The 19,552-nt window shown below is 37.3% G+C and carries 5 protein-coding genes; all 5 read left to right on the forward strand.

The features are described from left to right. The first annotated feature begins 113 nt into the window (after positions 1 to 113). The 5 genes from FHK87_RS26170 (at position 114) to FHK87_RS09365 (ending at position 19,549) form a co-directional block, all read left to right on the forward strand. Positions 114 to 6,155, forward strand: a complete 6,042-nt coding sequence (locus FHK87_RS26170) for a glycoside hydrolase family 48 protein (RefSeq protein WP_226294166.1) — start codon at positions 114 to 116, stop codon at positions 6,153 to 6,155. Positions 6,156 to 6,277: 122 nt separating this feature from the next. Continuing rightward, positions 6,278 to 8,695 carry a cellulase family glycosylhydrolase gene (locus FHK87_RS09350; RefSeq protein WP_140592408.1) on the forward strand — a complete coding sequence of 806 codons (2,418 nt, stop codon included), beginning with the start codon at positions 6,278 to 6,280 and terminating at the stop codon, positions 8,693 to 8,695. A 92-nt stretch (positions 8,696 to 8,787) separates the two neighbouring features. Then, positions 8,788 to 11,913: a PKD domain-containing protein gene (locus tag FHK87_RS09355; RefSeq protein ID WP_140592409.1), complete on the forward strand. Its 3,126-nt coding sequence runs from the start codon at positions 8,788 to 8,790 to the stop codon at positions 11,911 to 11,913. A 67-nt stretch (positions 11,914 to 11,980) separates the two neighbouring features. After that, the gene (locus FHK87_RS09360; protein WP_140592410.1) at positions 11,981 to 14,722 is read left to right on the forward strand and encodes a PKD domain-containing protein; all 2,742 of its coding nucleotides are present in this window, start codon (positions 11,981 to 11,983) and stop codon (positions 14,720 to 14,722) included. A 270-nt stretch (positions 14,723 to 14,992) separates the two neighbouring features. Continuing rightward, positions 14,993 to 19,549 carry a CBM96 family carbohydrate-binding protein gene (locus tag FHK87_RS09365; protein WP_140592411.1) on the forward strand — a complete coding sequence of 1,519 codons (4,557 nt, stop codon included), beginning with the start codon at positions 14,993 to 14,995 and terminating at the stop codon, positions 19,547 to 19,549. The last annotated feature ends 3 nt before the right edge of the window (positions 19,550 to 19,552 follow it).

Genomic DNA, 19,552 nt, shown 5'->3' on the forward strand with positions numbered 1-19,552 from the left:
TTAATACAATCAAATCCTTAATTATTGTGTTTTGACACGAATGACTTTAACCAAGACAAATGACACAATTCAATTAAAATTTAGGAAAAAGATATTTTAAAACTGTATCGATTATGAGAAACTTTATAAAATCAGGAGCGATGTTACTTTTGCTTCTGGCGTGTGGTACCATAACTGCACAATTTAATTATGGAGAAGCTCTCCAGAAGTCCCTTCTCTTTTACGAGACGCAACAATCTGGAGTTTTACCAGACTGGAATAGAATTAGTTGGCGATCCAATGCAGGGGTCAATGATGGAAAAGATGTAGGTTTGGACTTAACAGGAGGATGGCATGATGCCGGAGACCATGTTAAGTTTGGATTTCCGATGGCATTTTCTGTTACTGCTCTCAATTGGGGGTACCTTGAGTATAAAGATGGGTACGACAGCGCAAACCAAACTGAGCACTTTAAGCAAAATATAAAATGGGTAACAGATTATTTTATAAAATGTCATCCATCACCAAATGAATTTTATGCTCAAGTAGCAGATAGTAAATCACAAGATCATAACTTCTGGATGTCTCCAGAAATGGTAGACGTACATCCACAATACGGGCAACGTAAATCATACAAGTTATCTCCTACTGCTCCCGGTACAGAAGTTGCTTGTGAGACTGCCGCTGCATTAGCTTCTGCAAGTATTATTTTCAAAGACAGTGATCCTGCCTACAGTGCTACTCTATTACGACATGCAAAAGAATTATATGCTTTTGGAGATACCTATAGAGGATTGTATAATGAGGATGGAAATATTCCTGCAACCGGTACATATTCTTCAGGAGGTTTTCAAGATGAATTAACCTGGGGTGCACTTTGGTTATATAAAGCTACAGGAGAACAAAAATACTTAGACAAAGCCGAAGCTGAATATTCACAACCCGACTTTTTATGGAGTCTAGTATGGGATGATAAGTCTTACGGAAACATGGTATTATTATCTATCATCACCGGAAAAGATAATTATAAAGCTGACGCAGAACGCCATTTGGACTTCTGGCAAAGAGGAGGAGGAATCAATTACTCTCCAGGAGGACAAGCACATTTAACACAATGGGGTTCTCTACGCCATGCTATGAATGCTTCACTTACAGCGCTGATATATAGTGATAACGTTGCTACACCCAAAAAACAACAATATCACGATTTTGCCGTAGCTCAAGTGAACTATGCATTAGGTGACAATCCAAATAACAGAAGTTTGGTAACAGGATTTGGTGTAAATCCACCAACAAAACCACATCATAGAGGGCAACATGCAAGCTGGGCAAGAAGTACTTCTGTTCCAGAAGAGTCTAGACATACACTTTGGGGTGCTTTAATGGGTGGCCCGGGAATGCCAAACGACGCTTTTGAAGAAGATAGAAACGACTTTCAGGCAAATGAAGTAGCCACAGATTACAACGCTTGTTATCAAGGTGTACTAGCAAGAATGGTAATGGAATTTGGAGGTAGCGAATTAAAAGATTTTCCTCAACCTGAAACACCAGGACTAGAATTTATAAATGAGGTAAGACTCAATAACGACCAATCTCGTTTTACAGAAGTAGCCATATGGTTAAATAACCGTTCTGCATGGCCGGCACGAGTACCTGGTACACTCAAAGCAAGATATTTTATTGATATTTCAGAAGGAGTAGCAGCTGGTTTTAGTGTAAGCGATTACTCAATAATTGCACGAGGTGCAGGAACAGCAGTAAGCGGATTACAAGCTTGGGATGCTTCTCAAAACATCTACTATGCAGAAGTTGAAGTAGATCAGGATCAAATGCCATTTCCCGGAGGTCAGGGAGAGTACAGAAGTGAAATTCAATTAAGAATCGCTTTACCAAACGATGCTCCAGAATCTGCATGGGATGCTACAAACGATTTTTCGTATACAGGACTTAACAATAGCTTAAAAATAGTTGATAATGTTCCTATTTATGTAGATGGTGTACTTGCCGGAGGAAAAGAACCTAATGGTGGCGATACTCCTACAGCTTCATTTACAGCTTCTCCAGAAACAGGAATTGCTCCTTTAGAAGTATCTTTTAACGCTTCTGCGTCCTCTGATCCAAATGGAGATGCCTTAACCTATTCTTGGGATTTTAATAATGGTCAAACTTCTACTGCTGTTTCTCCAAAAATTACCTTTACACAAGTTGGTACTTATGAAGTAACGTTAACAGTAAGCGATGGTAGTAACACCTCTTCTCCTGCAACCAAGACGATCACCGTTACAGATGGTAGCCCTATTGCTTCATTTACAGCAAGTGCAACCTCTGGTGTTGCTCCTTTTCAGGTTACTTTTGATGCTGCCGGATCTTCAGACCCTGCGGGAGGAAATCTAACCTATAGCTGGGATTTAGGAAATGGTGATACTGCAAATACTGCAACTGCAAGTACAACGTATACTCAAGTAGGTGTTTTTACAGTTACATTAACTGTAGAAAATGCTGCTGGGCAAACAAATACTACTACAGAAACGATCACTATTACAGATGGCAGCAGCCCAAGTTGTGCATTCGATACTCCTCTGGCAACTGCACTACCAAATATAAATTCGCAATTTGAGAATATTTATGTACTTGGAAACGGAGGACCAAATCTGGATAATGTAACCAATTTTACAATCAATTGGGACCTTGAAAACAATGGGTTATATCAATTCTCCATGAATACCAACAATGGAGTACCAAGCTGGTGGAATGATCTATTGCCAAAAGTAACTCAAAACTTTAATGCCACGCAACCAGAAGTTACAATCACCGGTTCTGGATTCGCAGGATTAGATGGTACATACTGGGCAACTGTTGACAATAATAACTTTGTGTTAGTATCAAAAACAGCAGATTTTACACTATATTTTAGTACATCTGCTACAGCACCGGATTGTGGTAGTTCAACTACAAACCCATCTGTAGTGAGCGGAGGGGCTATTACTGGTGGTCCATTTACATTTACAGTAGGAGATAATCTTAAAGATAATGTTTCTGGTGTTACATTAGCAGGAAACACAGGAGCAAAATCGCAATGGGTCGTTACCGATGATCAAAACACAATTCTAGGATTACCAGCTTCACCAGAAGTTGTAGATTTTGATGGTGCAGGAACAGGAACTTGCTACATTTGGCATTTAAGTTACGAAGAAGGTCTTCAAGGCTTAGAAGTAAATAATAAAGTTACTGATCTTTCAGGAGATTTTGATTTCTCCAACTCTATCGCTATTGTTAGAAACCCCGTTGTAGTTAATAACCCTCCTAGCGCTTTATTAGATTGTACATTCGGAACTCCTTTAGCAACTACTTTACCAAGCATAAATACACAATTTGAAAATATTTATGTTTTAGGAAACGGAGGACCAAATCTGGATAATGTAACCAACTTTACAATCAACTGGGACCTTGCCAACAATGGGTTATACCAGTTTTCTATGAATACTAACAATGGAGTGCCAAGCTGGTGGAATGATCTGTTACCAAAAGTAACTCAAAACTTTAATGCTGCGCAACCAGAAATCACAATTACTGGTTCTGGATTCACAGGACTAGATGGTACATATTGGGCAACTATAGACAGTAATAATTTTGTATTAGTATCAAAAACAGAAGGGTTTACATTATATTTTAGCACTTCTTCTATCGCACCAGATTGTGGAGCAGGTAACGGTAATACTAACCCTGTCGCTAATATTGCTGCAACACCTACTTCTGGTGAAGCACCTCTTTTAGTTTCTTTTGACGCCTCAGGATCAACCGATGCTGACGGAGATACTCTATCATACAACTGGGACTTTGGAGATGGTACTTCTGCTACTGGGGTTACAGTACAAAATACTTATTCGTCTGTTGCTGATTATGAAGTAACACTTACAGTTACTGATGGAAACGGAGGAGAAGATCAGGCAAAAATTACGATCAAAGTAAATGATGGTGATATCATTATTAATCCTCCAACAGGAGACAATGAATATATAGATAGGTTTATAGAGATGAGAAATGAATTCTATGATCCCGCTAATGGATATTTCAGTGCAGATGGTTCACCACATCACTCTATTGAAACATTAATAGTAGAAGCTCCTGATCATGGTCATGAATCTACCAGTGAGTTATACTCATACTGGTTATGGTTAGAAGTAATGAATGGTAGAATCACAAAAGACTGGGCTCCGCTTAATAATGTTTGGAATAAAATCGAAGAGTTTATTATTCCTACAAATGCAGATCAGCCTTCAAATGCAGCATATAATCCATCTTCTCCGGCCGCATATGCAAGTGAGTTTCCATTACCAAGTGATTACCCTGCGCCTCTTAACTTTGGTGCTCCTGTAGGATCTGACCCGGTTTCACCCGATTTAACTGCTGCTTACGGACCAGATATTTATCAAATGCATTGGTTACTAGACAATGATAATTTCTACGGATATGGAAACCGAGGTGATGGTGTAAGTACTCCTTCTTATATCAATACATTCCAAAGGGGAGAGCAAGAATCTGTTTTTGAAACAGTACCACACCCTTCTTGGGAGAGCTTTGATTGGGGTGGCCAAAATGGATACTTACCTCTTTTTGTAGAAGATCAAAATTATGCCAAACAATGGAGGTATACCAGTGCTCCTGATGCAGATGCAAGAGCAGTACAAGCAATGTACTGGGCACAGATTTATGCCAAAGAACAGGGAGCTAGCTTAAGCAATCTTGATCTTGATAAAGCTGTTAAAATGGGAGATTTCTTAAGACTCTCTATGTTTGATAAATATTTCAAACCTCTTGGCGTACAAAGTGCAACAAGTGGTGCAGGAACCGGTTATGATAGTGCTCATTATCTTATGTCATGGTATATGTCTTGGGGTGGTTCTGCTGACCCGGCATCTCAATGGGCATTTAGAATTAGCTCTAGCCACTGTCATTTTGGATATCAAAATCCTGTAGCAGCCTACGCACTTACGCAAGTAGACGAATTAAAGCCAAAATCTCAGAACGGAGAAAGAGACTGGACAGAAAGTCTGAAAAGACAAATGGAATTCTATACATGGTTACAATCTAAAGAAGGAGCTATTGCCGGTGGAGCCACAAATAGCTGGAATGGAGACTACAGCCCTTATCCTTCTGGCAAATCTACATTCTACGATATGGCATATGACAAAGATCCTGTATATCACGATCCAGGAAGTGGAACTTGGTTTGGATGGCAAGCATGGTCTATGGAAAGAGTAGCCGAGTATTATTACATTACAAATGATGCTATGGCCAAAAATCTAATGGACAAATGGGCAGCATGGGTAAAAAGCCAGGTAGTACTTATAGGAAATAACGATTTTGATATTCCTGCTACCTTAGAGTGGTCTGGAGAACCTGATACATGGAATCCTAATAATCCTGGAAGCAATAATAATCTAAGCGTTACGGTAACGGATTATAACAAAGACCTTGGGGTTGCTGCTTCTATGGCAAAAGCACTGATTTATTATGCTGCTGCTACGCAAAAGTATGGCACTCTTGATACAGAAGCCAAAGACCTTGCAAAAGAAGTATTAGACAGAATGTGGGTTACTTATCGAGACGACAAAGGAGTATCTTCTCCAGAAGAAAGAGGAGACTTCAAGAGAATTTTTGAGCAAGAAGTATATATCCCTCAAGGATTCAGTGGTACAATGCCAAATGGGGATCAAATCAAACCCGGTGTAAGTTTCTTGGATATCAGATCAGATCTTAAAAATGATCCTGAATTTGATAGATTACAACAAGCGTATGACTCAGGTACAGACTTTACTCAGAACTACCACAGAAGCTGGGCTCAAATTGAAGTTGCTCTGGCAAACGCAGAATTTGGATTCTTCTTTGGTGATGCTAATTCTGCAGGTACAGCTGCTGTACAAAGACAATTTGATGCAGTTGTAAGTCCTAACCCTGCCAAAAATTACGTAAATGTAATGAGCAAAAATATGGTAGGTAATGTTCAAATGAGATTGATCAGCTTATCAGGAAATGTAGTTGCAACAAAACTCTTAAAAGACAAGCAAGTACAAACTCGCCTCTCTTTACAAGGTGTTCCTGCCGGAATTTATGTTCTGGAAATGGTAGATCTTACAACAAGAGAAGTTTCTAGAAGCAAAATAGTAGTTAAGTAGCGTATGCTATTGATTTTAGTAAGTATGAACAGGAAGAGAGCTACACTCTCTTCCTTGTTCTAATACTTCTGAGATCATGGCTTGATTTTACAAATTATAACTACACTAAAAATGAAGAAGATATGAAGAGATTGATAAATTATATAATACTAGCATTACTGTTTAGTAATGCAATGACATTAATAGCACAACAACAAAACTTTTTAAGCACATCTGGTAACAAGCTATTTGACACAACCGGAAAAGAAGTTAGGCTTACAGGTGTTAACTGGTTCGGTTTTGAAACGCAAACGTATTTTCCTCACGGCATCTGGACTCGTGATATGAAAAGTGTATTGCAGCAAATTAAAGATCTGGGATTTAACACTATACGGGTACCATGGTGTAATGAAATGCTCAACCCCGGAGTAACCATAGAAGTTAATTCTTTTGGTACGGATTCGTATACAGGTGTTTCTCCTATGAATGCAGAAGAATCTAAAGTAACAACACCTATAGAGTTGATGGATATTATGGTAAAATGGTGTCAGGAAAACGATATTAAAATTGTTTTGGATAACCATTCGAGAGCCGCAGATGGCTTTTTAAATGAAGCTTTATGGTATACTGATGAATATTCCGAAGAAAGATGGATCAATGACTGGATTTTTATGGCAGACCGATATAAAGAATACTCTGCCGTAGTGGGTATGGATCTCAACAATGAGCCACACGGATCAACATGGGGTGATAACGACCCTGCTACAAACTGGAATAAAGCCGCAGAACGCTGTGGTAACGCTATTTTAAAAGTAAACCCAAACGTTTTAATTATTGTAGAAGGTGTTGGAGAGTTTGAAGGAAATTCATATTGGTGGGGAGGTCAGCTTATGGGAGCCAGACAATATCCTGTACAATTATCTGATCCTAGCAAACTAGTATATTCAGCACATGAGTATGGTCCCGAAGTAGCTCCACAAGATTGGTTTGAAGCCGCAGATTTTCCCAGTAATATGCCCGGTATATGGCAAGAAAACTTTCATTACCTATATGAAGACGAGACCTCTCCCATATTTGTAGGTGAATTTGGTATTAAAGATCAAGATGCCTTTGGAGGTATATCATTGACATGGATCACCGAATGGATGAAATTTATGGGAGATATTTACTCGTGGACTTTTTGGACAATGAACCCTAACTCCGGAGATACCGGAGGAATTCTAGCAGACGATTGGTCAACTGTAAACGAATGGAAAATGGATCTATTACGTCCATATTTTGCACCGCGTATTCCCAATGTAATTGGGGGCAATTCAAATAATGCTCCAATAGCAAAAATAAGCGTTGATACTAGCTCAGGAAATGCGCCTCTTACAGTACAATTTGATGCTTCAGCTTCTTCTGATGCTGATGGGGATACATTAATATATTCATGGGATTTTGATGATACTACCACAGATACTGGCAGCCTTGTCTCACATACATTTACAACACCCGGAGAATATAATGTTGTCCTTACGGTAAATGATGGTACGGTTACAGATACAGAAACCATAATTATAAATGTAAATGGCTCTGGTACCCCAACTGTTACCGCAGTGATCTCTTCTGATAATACTTCCGGTATAGCTCCTTTATTAGTTAATTTTGATGCTTCAACATCATCAAGCACAGACAATAGTGCATTAACGTATACCTGGGATTTTGGAGATGGTACTGCAGGAAGTGGTACTACAGTATCTCACTCATACGATAGTGTAGGAGGTTATATCGTTACCCTTACAGCAACATCACCTTCTGGAATAACAGATACAGAAACAATAACAATCACAGTTACAGAACAAACAAGTGCAGATCTGGTAGTAGAATATCTTGATGGAGGCTCTGGTAATAGTAATGATAGTGCAATCAATCCACATTTTAGAATTATAAATAATGGAAACCAAGAGTTCGCATACAGTGACATTACAATAAGATACTGGTTTACTTCAGAAGAAAATAATATTTTGAATTTTTGGTGTGACTGGGCACAGCTAGGTACTGAATTCGTAAATGGGTCATTTGGTCAGGTTTCAGGAATAGACTTTGTAGAAGTCTCATTTGATAATACTGCAGGAGTTCTTAAAGGACTAAGTAATTCTGGGGCTATACAAACCCGTTTTGCCAAAACCAACTGGAGTGCCTTTGATGAGACCAATGACTATTCTTATGATGATACAAAAACATCATTTACAAGTCACGATAGAGTAACATTGTACGTAAATGGTAGTCTTGTTTGGGGTATAGAACCAGCTAATACAGCTTTTGCAAATACTATGAAGAAAACTTCAATAGAAGCTTTTCCTAATCCCGTTACTACTCAACTCAACCTGACGAGTAATGATAATTTGAAAGGAGCTGTAATTAATATTATAAATCTTTCAGGAAAAATAATGTCTTCTCAGCATATCAAAACCTCTGATACAAAAATTGCAATAGATATGGCAAAGCTTATTCCGGGAATTTATTTTGTAGAAATTATACAAAATGGTAACACCATTATAAAACAAATTGCCAAATAAATATTGTTAGAACCCCACCACTTTCTCTGGTATATATTATCAGAGAAAGTGTTTTATCAAATCTAAACCAACAATTTAACAAACCACAAATCATGAAAAACAATCTTAAAACCTTACTTGTAGTATGTTATGCAATACTTACCACAAGTTATCTAAGTGCTCAAACAACGGTACCTCCCGGTTTTGTCTATACCGATGGTGACAAATTCATGCTAGACGAAAGGCCTTTTTATTTTTCGGGAGCTAATGTCTATGATTTTTTTACCTACGGTTCTTCTAGTGGAGATATAGAAACTCAATTTATGGATAAAGACCGTATAGACGCTCATATGCGAACATTATATGTAAGTGGTGTTCGAGTAGTGAGGTTATGGGGGTTTAGTCATGAGGATTGGCACGGTTTTGAACCACAAAAAGGAGTATATAGTGAAGCCCAGTTCTCATTATTCGACTATGTGGTAAAATCTGCTGAAGCCAATGGTATTAAACTCATTGTAGCATTAGAAAACTATTGGAATGATTATGGCGGTATCAAAGACCGGTTGAAATGGGAAGGTATAGAAGTAGAAGGAGCCGGAACTCATGATCAGGGTCAGTTTTTTACCAATGCCTCTGCTATACAAGGATATAAAGATTATGTAAAATACTTTATCACTCGCAAAAATCATTATGATGGTGTAGAATACAGAAATGACCCTACTATTCTCGCTTGGGAACTCATGAACGAACCTAGATATCAAGGATTTGGAGATGACCTCTCTTCAAATACATTACGAGCATGGGTAGACGATATGGGAGAATTTATAAAATCTATAGATTCTAACCATCTTTTAGGAACAGGCCTTGAAGCTCATGGAGCCAAGTATGGATTTGGAGGAGACGAAGGAAATGATTTTATAAAAATACACGAATCCCCCTATATTGATTTTACCTCTGCACATCCATATATAAGAGAAAGTTGGTCAAACTTTACACTAGAGCAAACTATGGAACTTATGGCAACCTGGGCAAATGAGTCTCATAATATCATCAAAAAACCCTTATATGTAGGAGAATTTAATGTCGAAATCCAAGAAAGATACGAGTGGTGGGAAGAAATCTATGGGTATATCGAAAAAGAAAAAATCGGAGCAAGTGCCTTTTGGTGGTTTCCAGATAGTGAAACACCAAGAGATAAATTTGCTGTATTCGAGGGTGATGTAGAAGTAGGTATCTACAAAGAACACGCTCATAGAATGGAAGCCATGTCTGGTGGAGAAGCTATTTACCTTTCTTTATTATCACCAAAATCAGGAGATAAATTCGTATCGGGAAGCAGCGTTCATGTCGAGGCAAACCTAACGAATGAAAACAACACAGTAGTCAAAGTAGAATTTTATAGCAATGGCGAACTGGTAGGAGAAGATACTACTGCTCCTTATGAATTTGATCTTACAGGATTATCAGATGGTCAATATAAAATCACATCTGTGGCAACAGCTATAGATGGAAAAACAAAAGAATCTACTCCTAGAAATATTCAAATAGGAGGCGATGGTATTTTATCATTAGAATATAAGGATGCTTCTGCAAATGTAGTAAGCAATATTATCAAACCTCATTTCAGAATATTTAATAACTCTTCACAAGATGTAGCATATTCAGACCTCAGTATCAGATATTGGTTTGAAACCGAAGAAGATCTTGCACTAAGCTTTTTTACAGACTATGCCATGATAGGGAGTAGTAACGTAAATGGTAAAATTGTTAACGTAGAAGGAAACTCTTACTATATGGAAGTTACTTTTGATTCTGCTGCCGGAACACTGGGTAGTAGTGATGGATCAGGAAGAATAGAAACCAAAATTGCAAATAGTGCTTGGTCTGATACAGATCAGTCCAACGATTACTCATATGATGGAACCAAAAAAGAATTTGCTGCATGGGATCGAGTAGCATTATACCTTAATGGAAATCTTATTAGTGGTACAGAACCTAATGGCGCAGAAACCCCAAAAGCTGTTATAACAACAAATATCATATCAGGAGACGCACCTTTACTAGTATCTTTTGATGCTTCAGGATCAACAGATCCAAATGGAGATATTCTGACATATAGTTGGGATTTTGGTAGTGGTAACACTGCATTAGGTGTAACTGCAGATTATGAATTTACAACAATAGGAGATCAAACAGTAAAACTCACTGTTGATGACGGTAACGGAAACTCTAGCAGCACATCAATTATCATCACAGTGACTGACCCCAATCAACCTCCGGTAGCAGATTTTATAGCCGATAAAATTACAGGTACAGCTCCGCTACAAGTAAACTTTGACGCATCTGGTTCTTCAGACCCAAAAGGTAATACACTTACATATAGTTGGGATTTTGGTGATGCCACTACAGGTACGGGAGAAACAACAACACATACCTTTGATACTATCGGTGAATATATTGTGATCCTTACTGTAGATAACGGACAAGGAGGTACAGCTACAAAAACCCTTACAATCGAAGTAGTAGATCAATTACCTGCTTCTGATATTGTCTTGACTTACAAAGATGGAGGTAATGGCAGTGCAACAGACAATACAATCAATCCACACATACAACTTGTCAATAATGGAGATAACCCTGTTGATTACAAGGATATTACCATACGATACTGGTTTACTTCAGAAGACAGTAATGATCTTAATTTCTGGTGTGATTGGGCACAAGTAGGAACTGATAATGTATCTGGAACTTTTGGACAAAGTGCAGGTAATAACTATCTAGACATCACATTCAACCAAAGTGCAGGTATTCTTGCTTCTAAAACAAATTCAGGGCCTATACAAGCACGCTTTGCAAAAACAAACTGGAGTAATTTTAATGAAGCTGATGATTACTCATATGATGATACCAAAACCGACTATACAAATCACGATAAAATCGCCGTATATCTCAATAGTACACTAGTATGGGGAGTTGAACCTAGTACTTCTGGTATATCTCCAATTCAAATAAAAGCATTTCCTAATCCCGTGTTTGATGAATTAACAGTAAACACAACTACAAGTTTCAAAAATGCAAACATCAAAATCATTGATTTGGCAGGAAACATATTTTACGAAGAAATCATCCAGAAAAATACTGATATAAAAAACCTGGATTTCAGTCAATTAAGATCCGGAATATATTTTATTCAGATTGAGCAAGGTGGCAAAACCACTGTAAAGCAAATCGTAAAATAAGAAACAATAATCATTGCTTGTAGAGTACATAAAACCTACAAGCAATGATTATAAAAAATTTAAAGAGATGATGAAAGCTACAAAAGAATCAATACTCAAGACACTGTCAATTCTATTATTTATGATGTTAGGATTAACAGGTTATAATTCTTTTTCTCAAAATACTATACGTGTAGAAGAAGGAAAAATCTATACATCATGCAATGAAGAAGTTGTAATGCGTGGTGTTAATGAAATGTTTGTCTGGTCTCAAGATAGAACAGGGACTACTATATTACCAGAAATTGCAAAAACAGGGTCTAATGCTGTAAGGCTAGTGTGGACTACTCAAGGAGACGAAACTGAGCTTGACCAACTTATCAATAATAGTATCAAAAACAAAATGATACCGGTTGCAGAATTGCACGATGCTACAGGAGATTTTAGCAAATTACAAATGCTTCTCGATTATTGGACAAGACCCGCAGTTTTATCTACCATTCAAAAATACAAGAAATGGTTGATCGTAAATATTGGTAATGAAGTAGGAAACGGATCAGAATCTACAGCACAATGGGTTGCTTATTATAAAGATGCAATTACACAGTTACGAAATGCAGGAATCGACACTCCGTTAATGATAGATTGTGGAGGATATGGTAATAGAGAAAGCTATTTTCTTGAAGGAGGAAACGAATTATTAGAATTCGACCCATTGCACAATATCATATTTGCTGTACATACCTATTGGACAAACGGAGATGATCAAGCAAAAATCGATCGTTTGAATACAATGATCGAGGACGCAAAACTCAAAAAATTACCCTATATCATAGGAGAAGGCCCACAAGAAGCTGCCTCTCCTATTGCCTGTGGGCAGCCTTTTCCGTATCAAGAAATGATCAAAAGGTTACAAGAAGAAAAAATTGGCTGGCTATCCTGGTCTTGGGGAGCAGTAGATAATAGTGATTGTGGTGCCCCAAATAGTGTTTTTGATATTACTTCTAATGGTAACTATGGAAGTTGGGCATCTACCTTTGCAGAAGAAATCTGCGTTACAGATATCAATTCGATTAAAAACACCTCTATCATTCCCCAATCTATGATAGATCCTACAATTACATCTTGTGGAACGACTTACACTATTAGTGCTTCAGCTAATCCGGGAGGAACCATATCTCCCTCTGGAAACATCATCGTTTCAGAAAACGATAATCAAATATTTGATATTACAGCCAATATCGGTTTCAAAATTGAAGATGTTCTTGTTGATGGAAGCTCTATAGGTGATGTAAATACATATACGTTTTCTAATGTTACTCAAAACCATACCATCGAAGTTATATACGCTACTGTTCCACTACCTCCACAAGAGCCATATGTAAATGGAGTTCCACAGGTAATCCCTGGAAAAATAAAAGCCACAAGCTTTGATTTGGGAGGAGAAACTGTAGCCTATCACGATATTTCTTTAGGAAATGATGGCAATGGTATAAGACAAGATGAAGATGTAGATACCGAAACTAATGGAGATGGTGGTAACATTGGATATACCGCAAAAGGAGAATGGATAGAATATACCGTTAATGTTGCACAAGCCGGAATATACAATATCGAAGTTCTAGTAGCCTCAGAAAATTCTAATGGTCAATTTCATATAGAGTTTGATGGTACAGATGTAACGGGTATTCAAAACGTAGCTGCAACAAGTAGTTGGGCAAGTTTTGTTCCTCAAAAAATTTCTAATGTTACTCTAACTAAAGGAGAACAAGTTATGAGATTTTTTATCGATAATGGAGCTTTCAACTTTTCTACCATGACCTTTTCCGATGATGGAACTATAGAAAATAACTTTCCTTTAGCTGATTTTATAACAGATAAAGTTACAGGTCTGGCACCACTCGAAGTTAGTTTTGATGCCTCCAATTCTTCAGATCCAAAAGGAAACCCTCTAACTTATAATTGGGATTTTGGTGATGGAAATATAGCCAACGGACAAAAAGTAACACATACTTTTGATACCATAGGTGAATATACAGTAACACTTACCGTAGATAACGGACAAGGCGGAACTGATACAAAAACAATTACAATCAAAGTAGTAGATCAACTACCTACTTCTGATATTATACTCACTTACAAAGATGGGGGTAACGGCAGTGCGACAGACAATACGATCAATCCACATATACAACTCATTAATAATGGAGACAACCCTATTGATTACAAGGATATTATCATACGATACTGGTTTACTTCAGAAGATAGTAATGATCTTAATTTCTGGTGTGATTGGGCGCAATTAGGAACCAATGACGTTTTAGGAGTCTTTGGTCAAAATGCTGGTATGAACTATCTTGACATTTCGTTTACAGCAAATGCCGGTTTACTACCTGCCAAAACAAATTCTGGACCCATACAAGTACGTTTTGCCAAAGCAAACTGGAGTAATTTTGATGAAACTGATGATTACTCCTATGACAATACCAAAACAGCGTATACCAACCACGATAAAATCGCTGTTTATGTAAATGGTAACCTTGTATGGGGTGTTGAACCAAGTACTACTCTTTCTAACATATCTAACCCAATTCAAATAAAAGCTTTTCCTAATCCTGTGTTTGATAAACTAACGTTAAATACAACCACAAACTTTAAAAATGCAAATATCAAAGTCATTGATCTATACGGAAACTTACTTTATGAAGAAACGATACAGAAAAATACCAATATAAAAAATATGGATTTCAGTCAATTAAAGTCAGGCATATATTTTATTCAGGTAAAACAAGATGATGATAACATAATTGTAAAACAAATCATAAAATAATTAAGCAGTAATATAAAAAATCTGATCAGTTTGTACAGCAAAAACTATAGCTGTATGGTCGGATTTGTGTCAAATAATCAATAGTGATTAACGAATTCTATTTTTAAAGCATCGTGTACTAATTACGGGAGACTATACTAGTAATAAATGATTAGTTTCGGCTGGCTTTCGAAAAATCATTTTACTCGCCAACACAAAACCTAAAATTACACAGACTTTATAAATGGTATAAACAATCAATTATATAAACTATCAAACACAATTTAAATCATGAAGCTTACGAAAGTCAATTTTCTAATTGCGTTCTTCCTTCTAGGGCTAGTGTCAAAAGCCCAGACCCCCCAGGGAGAATTAAAACGATGGCACAAGGTCACTTTAACATTTAACGGACCTAATACCACAGAAACCTCAAGTCCAAACCCTTTTACAGATTACAGACTGGATGTTACATTTACACATTCTGGTAGCAACAAGAGCTATACCGTACCCGGATACTATGCTGCTTGTGGTAATGCTGCCAACAATAGCTGTAATTCTGGTAATAAGTGGAGAGTACATTTTACTCCTGATAGAACAGGAACTTGGAACTGGTCTGCCTCTTTCAAAAAAGGAACTAATGTAGCTGCCAATGGTGGTGGTTCTGGTGCAGGTTTTATGGATGGTACAAATGGAAATTTCTCCATTTCAGAATCTGATAAATCAGGAAGAGACTTCAGAAACAAAAACCTAGGACGTTTACAGTATGTTGGAGAACATTACTTAAAACACTCTGGTACTAACCCTGACAATCCAAATGGTCCTTGGTTTTTTAAGGCTGGAGCAGATTCTCCTGAAAACGCGTTTAATTATGTAGATTTTGATGCTACGCCAAGTTTTAATAATAATCTTAATAAGATTGGTAACAAAACATGGGGTCCTCATCAACAAGACTACAATGCAAATGATGCAGGAGCTTATACCTGGAACAATGGTAACAAAGGAACCGAAATATTAGGGATGCTTAATTATCTTGCCGGGCAGGGAGCCAATGTAGTATCTTTTTTAACTTGGAACACTGATGGAGACGGTGGTGCTGTTTTTCCTCATGTCCTTAAAGTATCAGAGCAAGAATATGGTAATACACCAAGAGGGCAACAATGGAACAAAGTGCACAAAGACCGTTTTGATGTATCTAAGTTAGACCAATGGGAAAAGGTGATGGAATATGCCGATAAAAAAGGGATATATCTTCACTTTAAAACCATGGAGACTGAAAATGACAACAAAATGGACGGTAATAATTTTGGAAGAGAACGTAAATTATATTACCGCGAAATCATTGCAAGATTTAGTCACCACCTGGCTCTAAATTGGAACCTTACCGAAGAAACGACATTAAAAGACGATGTGGTAAGAGCTACAGCAAAGTATATCAAGGATAATGATCCTTATGATCACAACATTGTAATCCATACCTACCCTGGCGAAAAAGATCAGCGATATACACCACTACTTGGTAACAAATCCTTATTAACAGGAGCTTCTCTTCAATCCAATCAAAACAGCATTCATAATGATGTAAAAACATGGTTAGAAAGATCGAGAAATTCTGGAAGAAAGTGGGTAGTAGCCAATGACGAGCAAGGAAGCGCTTCTCAAGGAGTTCGAGTATCTGATAAGCAAGTTAGACACAGAGTATTGTGGGCAACACTTCTTGCCGGTGGTGCCGGTGTAGAATACTATAGCGGTTATACCAACGACGATGGAGACATCAATGGTAATGATCATAGAAAAAGAGGAAACAAATATAGAGAAGGTGGTTATGCGATCAACTTCTTTAATAAATATCTAGAGCCACAAGTAACAAAAATGGTAAGCTCAGATGGTGTTACCTCTGACAATAATGACTATGTATTTGCTCAGGCAGGAAAAATATATGCTGTATACAGACCTAATGGTGGATCTACTGGATTAAACCTACCTGCTGGAAATGGCAAATATGATGTGCAATGGTATAACCCTCGTACAGGAGGTAATTTAACTGCTAAACAAACTTTAGGTGGTAGTCTTGTTGCTCCCGATAATAATGACTGGGTAGCATTAATCACTAGCAAAGATGGTAACGGTGGTGGTTGTGATAACACCAAAGTAGCAACTGCTTCTCAAGATGCATATCTGCAAGGAACAACCAAATTTAACAATGCAGATCTAAGAGTAGAAAGCGGTAAAAGAGTTTCTTATCTCAAATTTACAGCGCCTTCAACTACTGAAAAAGTAACTAGTGTAACACTAGAACTTACTGTATCTACTGATGATGGAAGTGGACTTATTGAAATCTTTAAAGGAAATTCTAATAACTGGACAGAAGCAAACCTTTCTAATAGCAACAAACCGGGAGAAGGTGCTAAAATAGGTGCGCTTAATACCACATATAGTAAAGGACAATCTTACCAATGGAATTTATCAAATATTGCTCCGGGAGAAACTGTTTCACTAATTGTAAAACAAACAGGTGGTAATGATGTATCTTTCTCTTCTAAAGAAGGAACTAATGCCCCAAAACTTATATTTGAGTTAGAATGTAATGATGGTGGAAACGATGGGCAAGGTAATTGTGATGGTGTTGCATTACAAGCAATTACAGATTTTCCTGCATTAACTACAGCTGGTTTTTCACCTGCCTATAAAGATAATGCGAGAAATGCTTTGGCTATAGATGCTTCAAAATACAAAGATCAATTTGCTGCAGTAGAAAAAACATTCAGCGGTAATACAGGTACATACGATATAAAGTTAACAACGCTTACAGAAATCGATGGAGAATCTACTTATAGAATTTCTGTAGATGGAGTGAATGTTGGAGAATATACAAACCCTACTACTACAACTGATTATACTGAATCAGGAACTGTATTTGAAGGTGTTGATATAAAAAAAGGAGCCAAAATCAGAATAGAGTTTAACTCACATACAAATGGTAAGATTCCTGAAGGAAATAGTACAGCATATTCTCGTGGTAGATGGACTGCTCTAGATTTTATTTGCCAAAGTAATGATGGTGATAATGGAGGTAACAACGGCGGTAATTGTACTGCAGATTTTGAAGAAAAAAATGGACTTGTTGTTATGGAATCTGAAAACCTGAATGTATCAGGAACACAATGGAACATCAAAACTGCTAAGTCTGGATTTACAGGAAATGGATACTTATCATGGGATGGTAATGACGCTTTTGGAACACCTGGTAATGGAACTATTACTGTTAAAGTAAAAATCAACTCACCAGGTAAATACCGTTTTCAGTGGAGAAGTAGTATCGGAAAAGGAACAAATTCTACCGAGCATAATGATAGTTGGTTACGATTACCGGATGCCAATGCATTTTATGGAGAGAAAAATGGAAACCGCGTATATCCAAAAGGTAGTGGGCAGACTCCCGTACCAGAAGGTGCAGGTGCAAACGGATGGTTCAAAATATATCTTTCGGGATCTACAGACTGGACATGGTCTACCAACACTAGTGATAATGACGCTCATCAAATATTTGCAGAATTCAATAGTGCAGGAGTATATACTATAGAAGTCTCAGGACGTTCTAAAGATCATTTAATTGATAGAATTGTAATGTACAAAACGGGCACGCCAAACCCATTAAACCTTAGCAATCAAGAAACACCTTGTACAGGTACAGGAACTCCTCCTGTAAGTTCAATTGCTATTCCTGGTGCTTTTGAAGCTGAAGCTTTTAAAACAAAATCAGGTAGTGTTCGTATAGAAGATACTCCAGGAGTTTCTGGTAAAAACCTTGGGTTTATCAAAAATGGAGACACTACTGATTATACTGTAAATATTACCGAAAATGGACAATATGCTATAGACGCATTTGCTTCAAGTAACGGTACAGGCGGTACAATAGATATTATCGAAGCCGGCAAAACTGTAGGGACTATAACTATCCCTAAAACTGGTCAATGGCATGATTACAAAGCTTTTTCTGCTACAGTTGCATTAACCAAAGGACAAAAAACATTACAGTTGGCATACAAAGGTAGTGCAGGGTTCTTATTTAATATAGACAAGATTGTTGCAAGCAAAACTGCGGCATCAAGTGCTCTTATAGAGCAGACTCAGGTACTGTCTCCAGTTCAGGATGCATTTCTACAAGGAACCATACGTTACAACCAATCTATTGTAAGAGTAGAACAAAACAAACGTGATGGATATTTGATGTTTGACCTTTCTACCATACCTGGTAAAATAACCAATGCTCAATTAAAGTTTACTGTAAACTCTGATGAAGGTAATGGTGACCTTACTGTTAATAAAGGAAATAGCAATAATTGGACAGAAGATAACCTCAGTCTAGCCAATAAACCTGGAAAAGAAGTTGTATTAGGAAAATTAAATGATACTTATGGATTAGGAACTACAAAAGTTGTGGACCTAGATGCTGATGCATTAGACAGAGACAGAGTATCTTTAATCCTAACAGCGACTTCGGGTAATGATTTTGCATTCGGTTCAAAAGAAAATAAGCTAAATATTGCACCTCAGCTTATTATCACTTACGAAAGCTTCCCAAAATCCGGACGTTTTGAAGAGAACAAAATTGCTGTAAAAGCTTTTCCTAATCCTGTAAAAAATATAATAAATGTTTCTGGAGCTACAAATGGTAGCAGAGTACAATTATTTAACTCTACAGGAATTTTACGCAGAGAGGCTATTATAAAAGAAGGTCAGAATACTATTGACGTTAATAATCTTCCGGCAGGATATTATATTTTGAATGTTTTGGATCAAACCAAAAGCAATACTGTAATATTTACCAAAAAGATTATCAAGCAATAATTG

Origin of the sequence: Aquimarina algicola (assembly GCF_006443095.1) — a bacterium.
Lineage (GTDB): Bacteria > Bacteroidota > Bacteroidia > Flavobacteriales > Flavobacteriaceae > Aquimarina > Aquimarina algicola.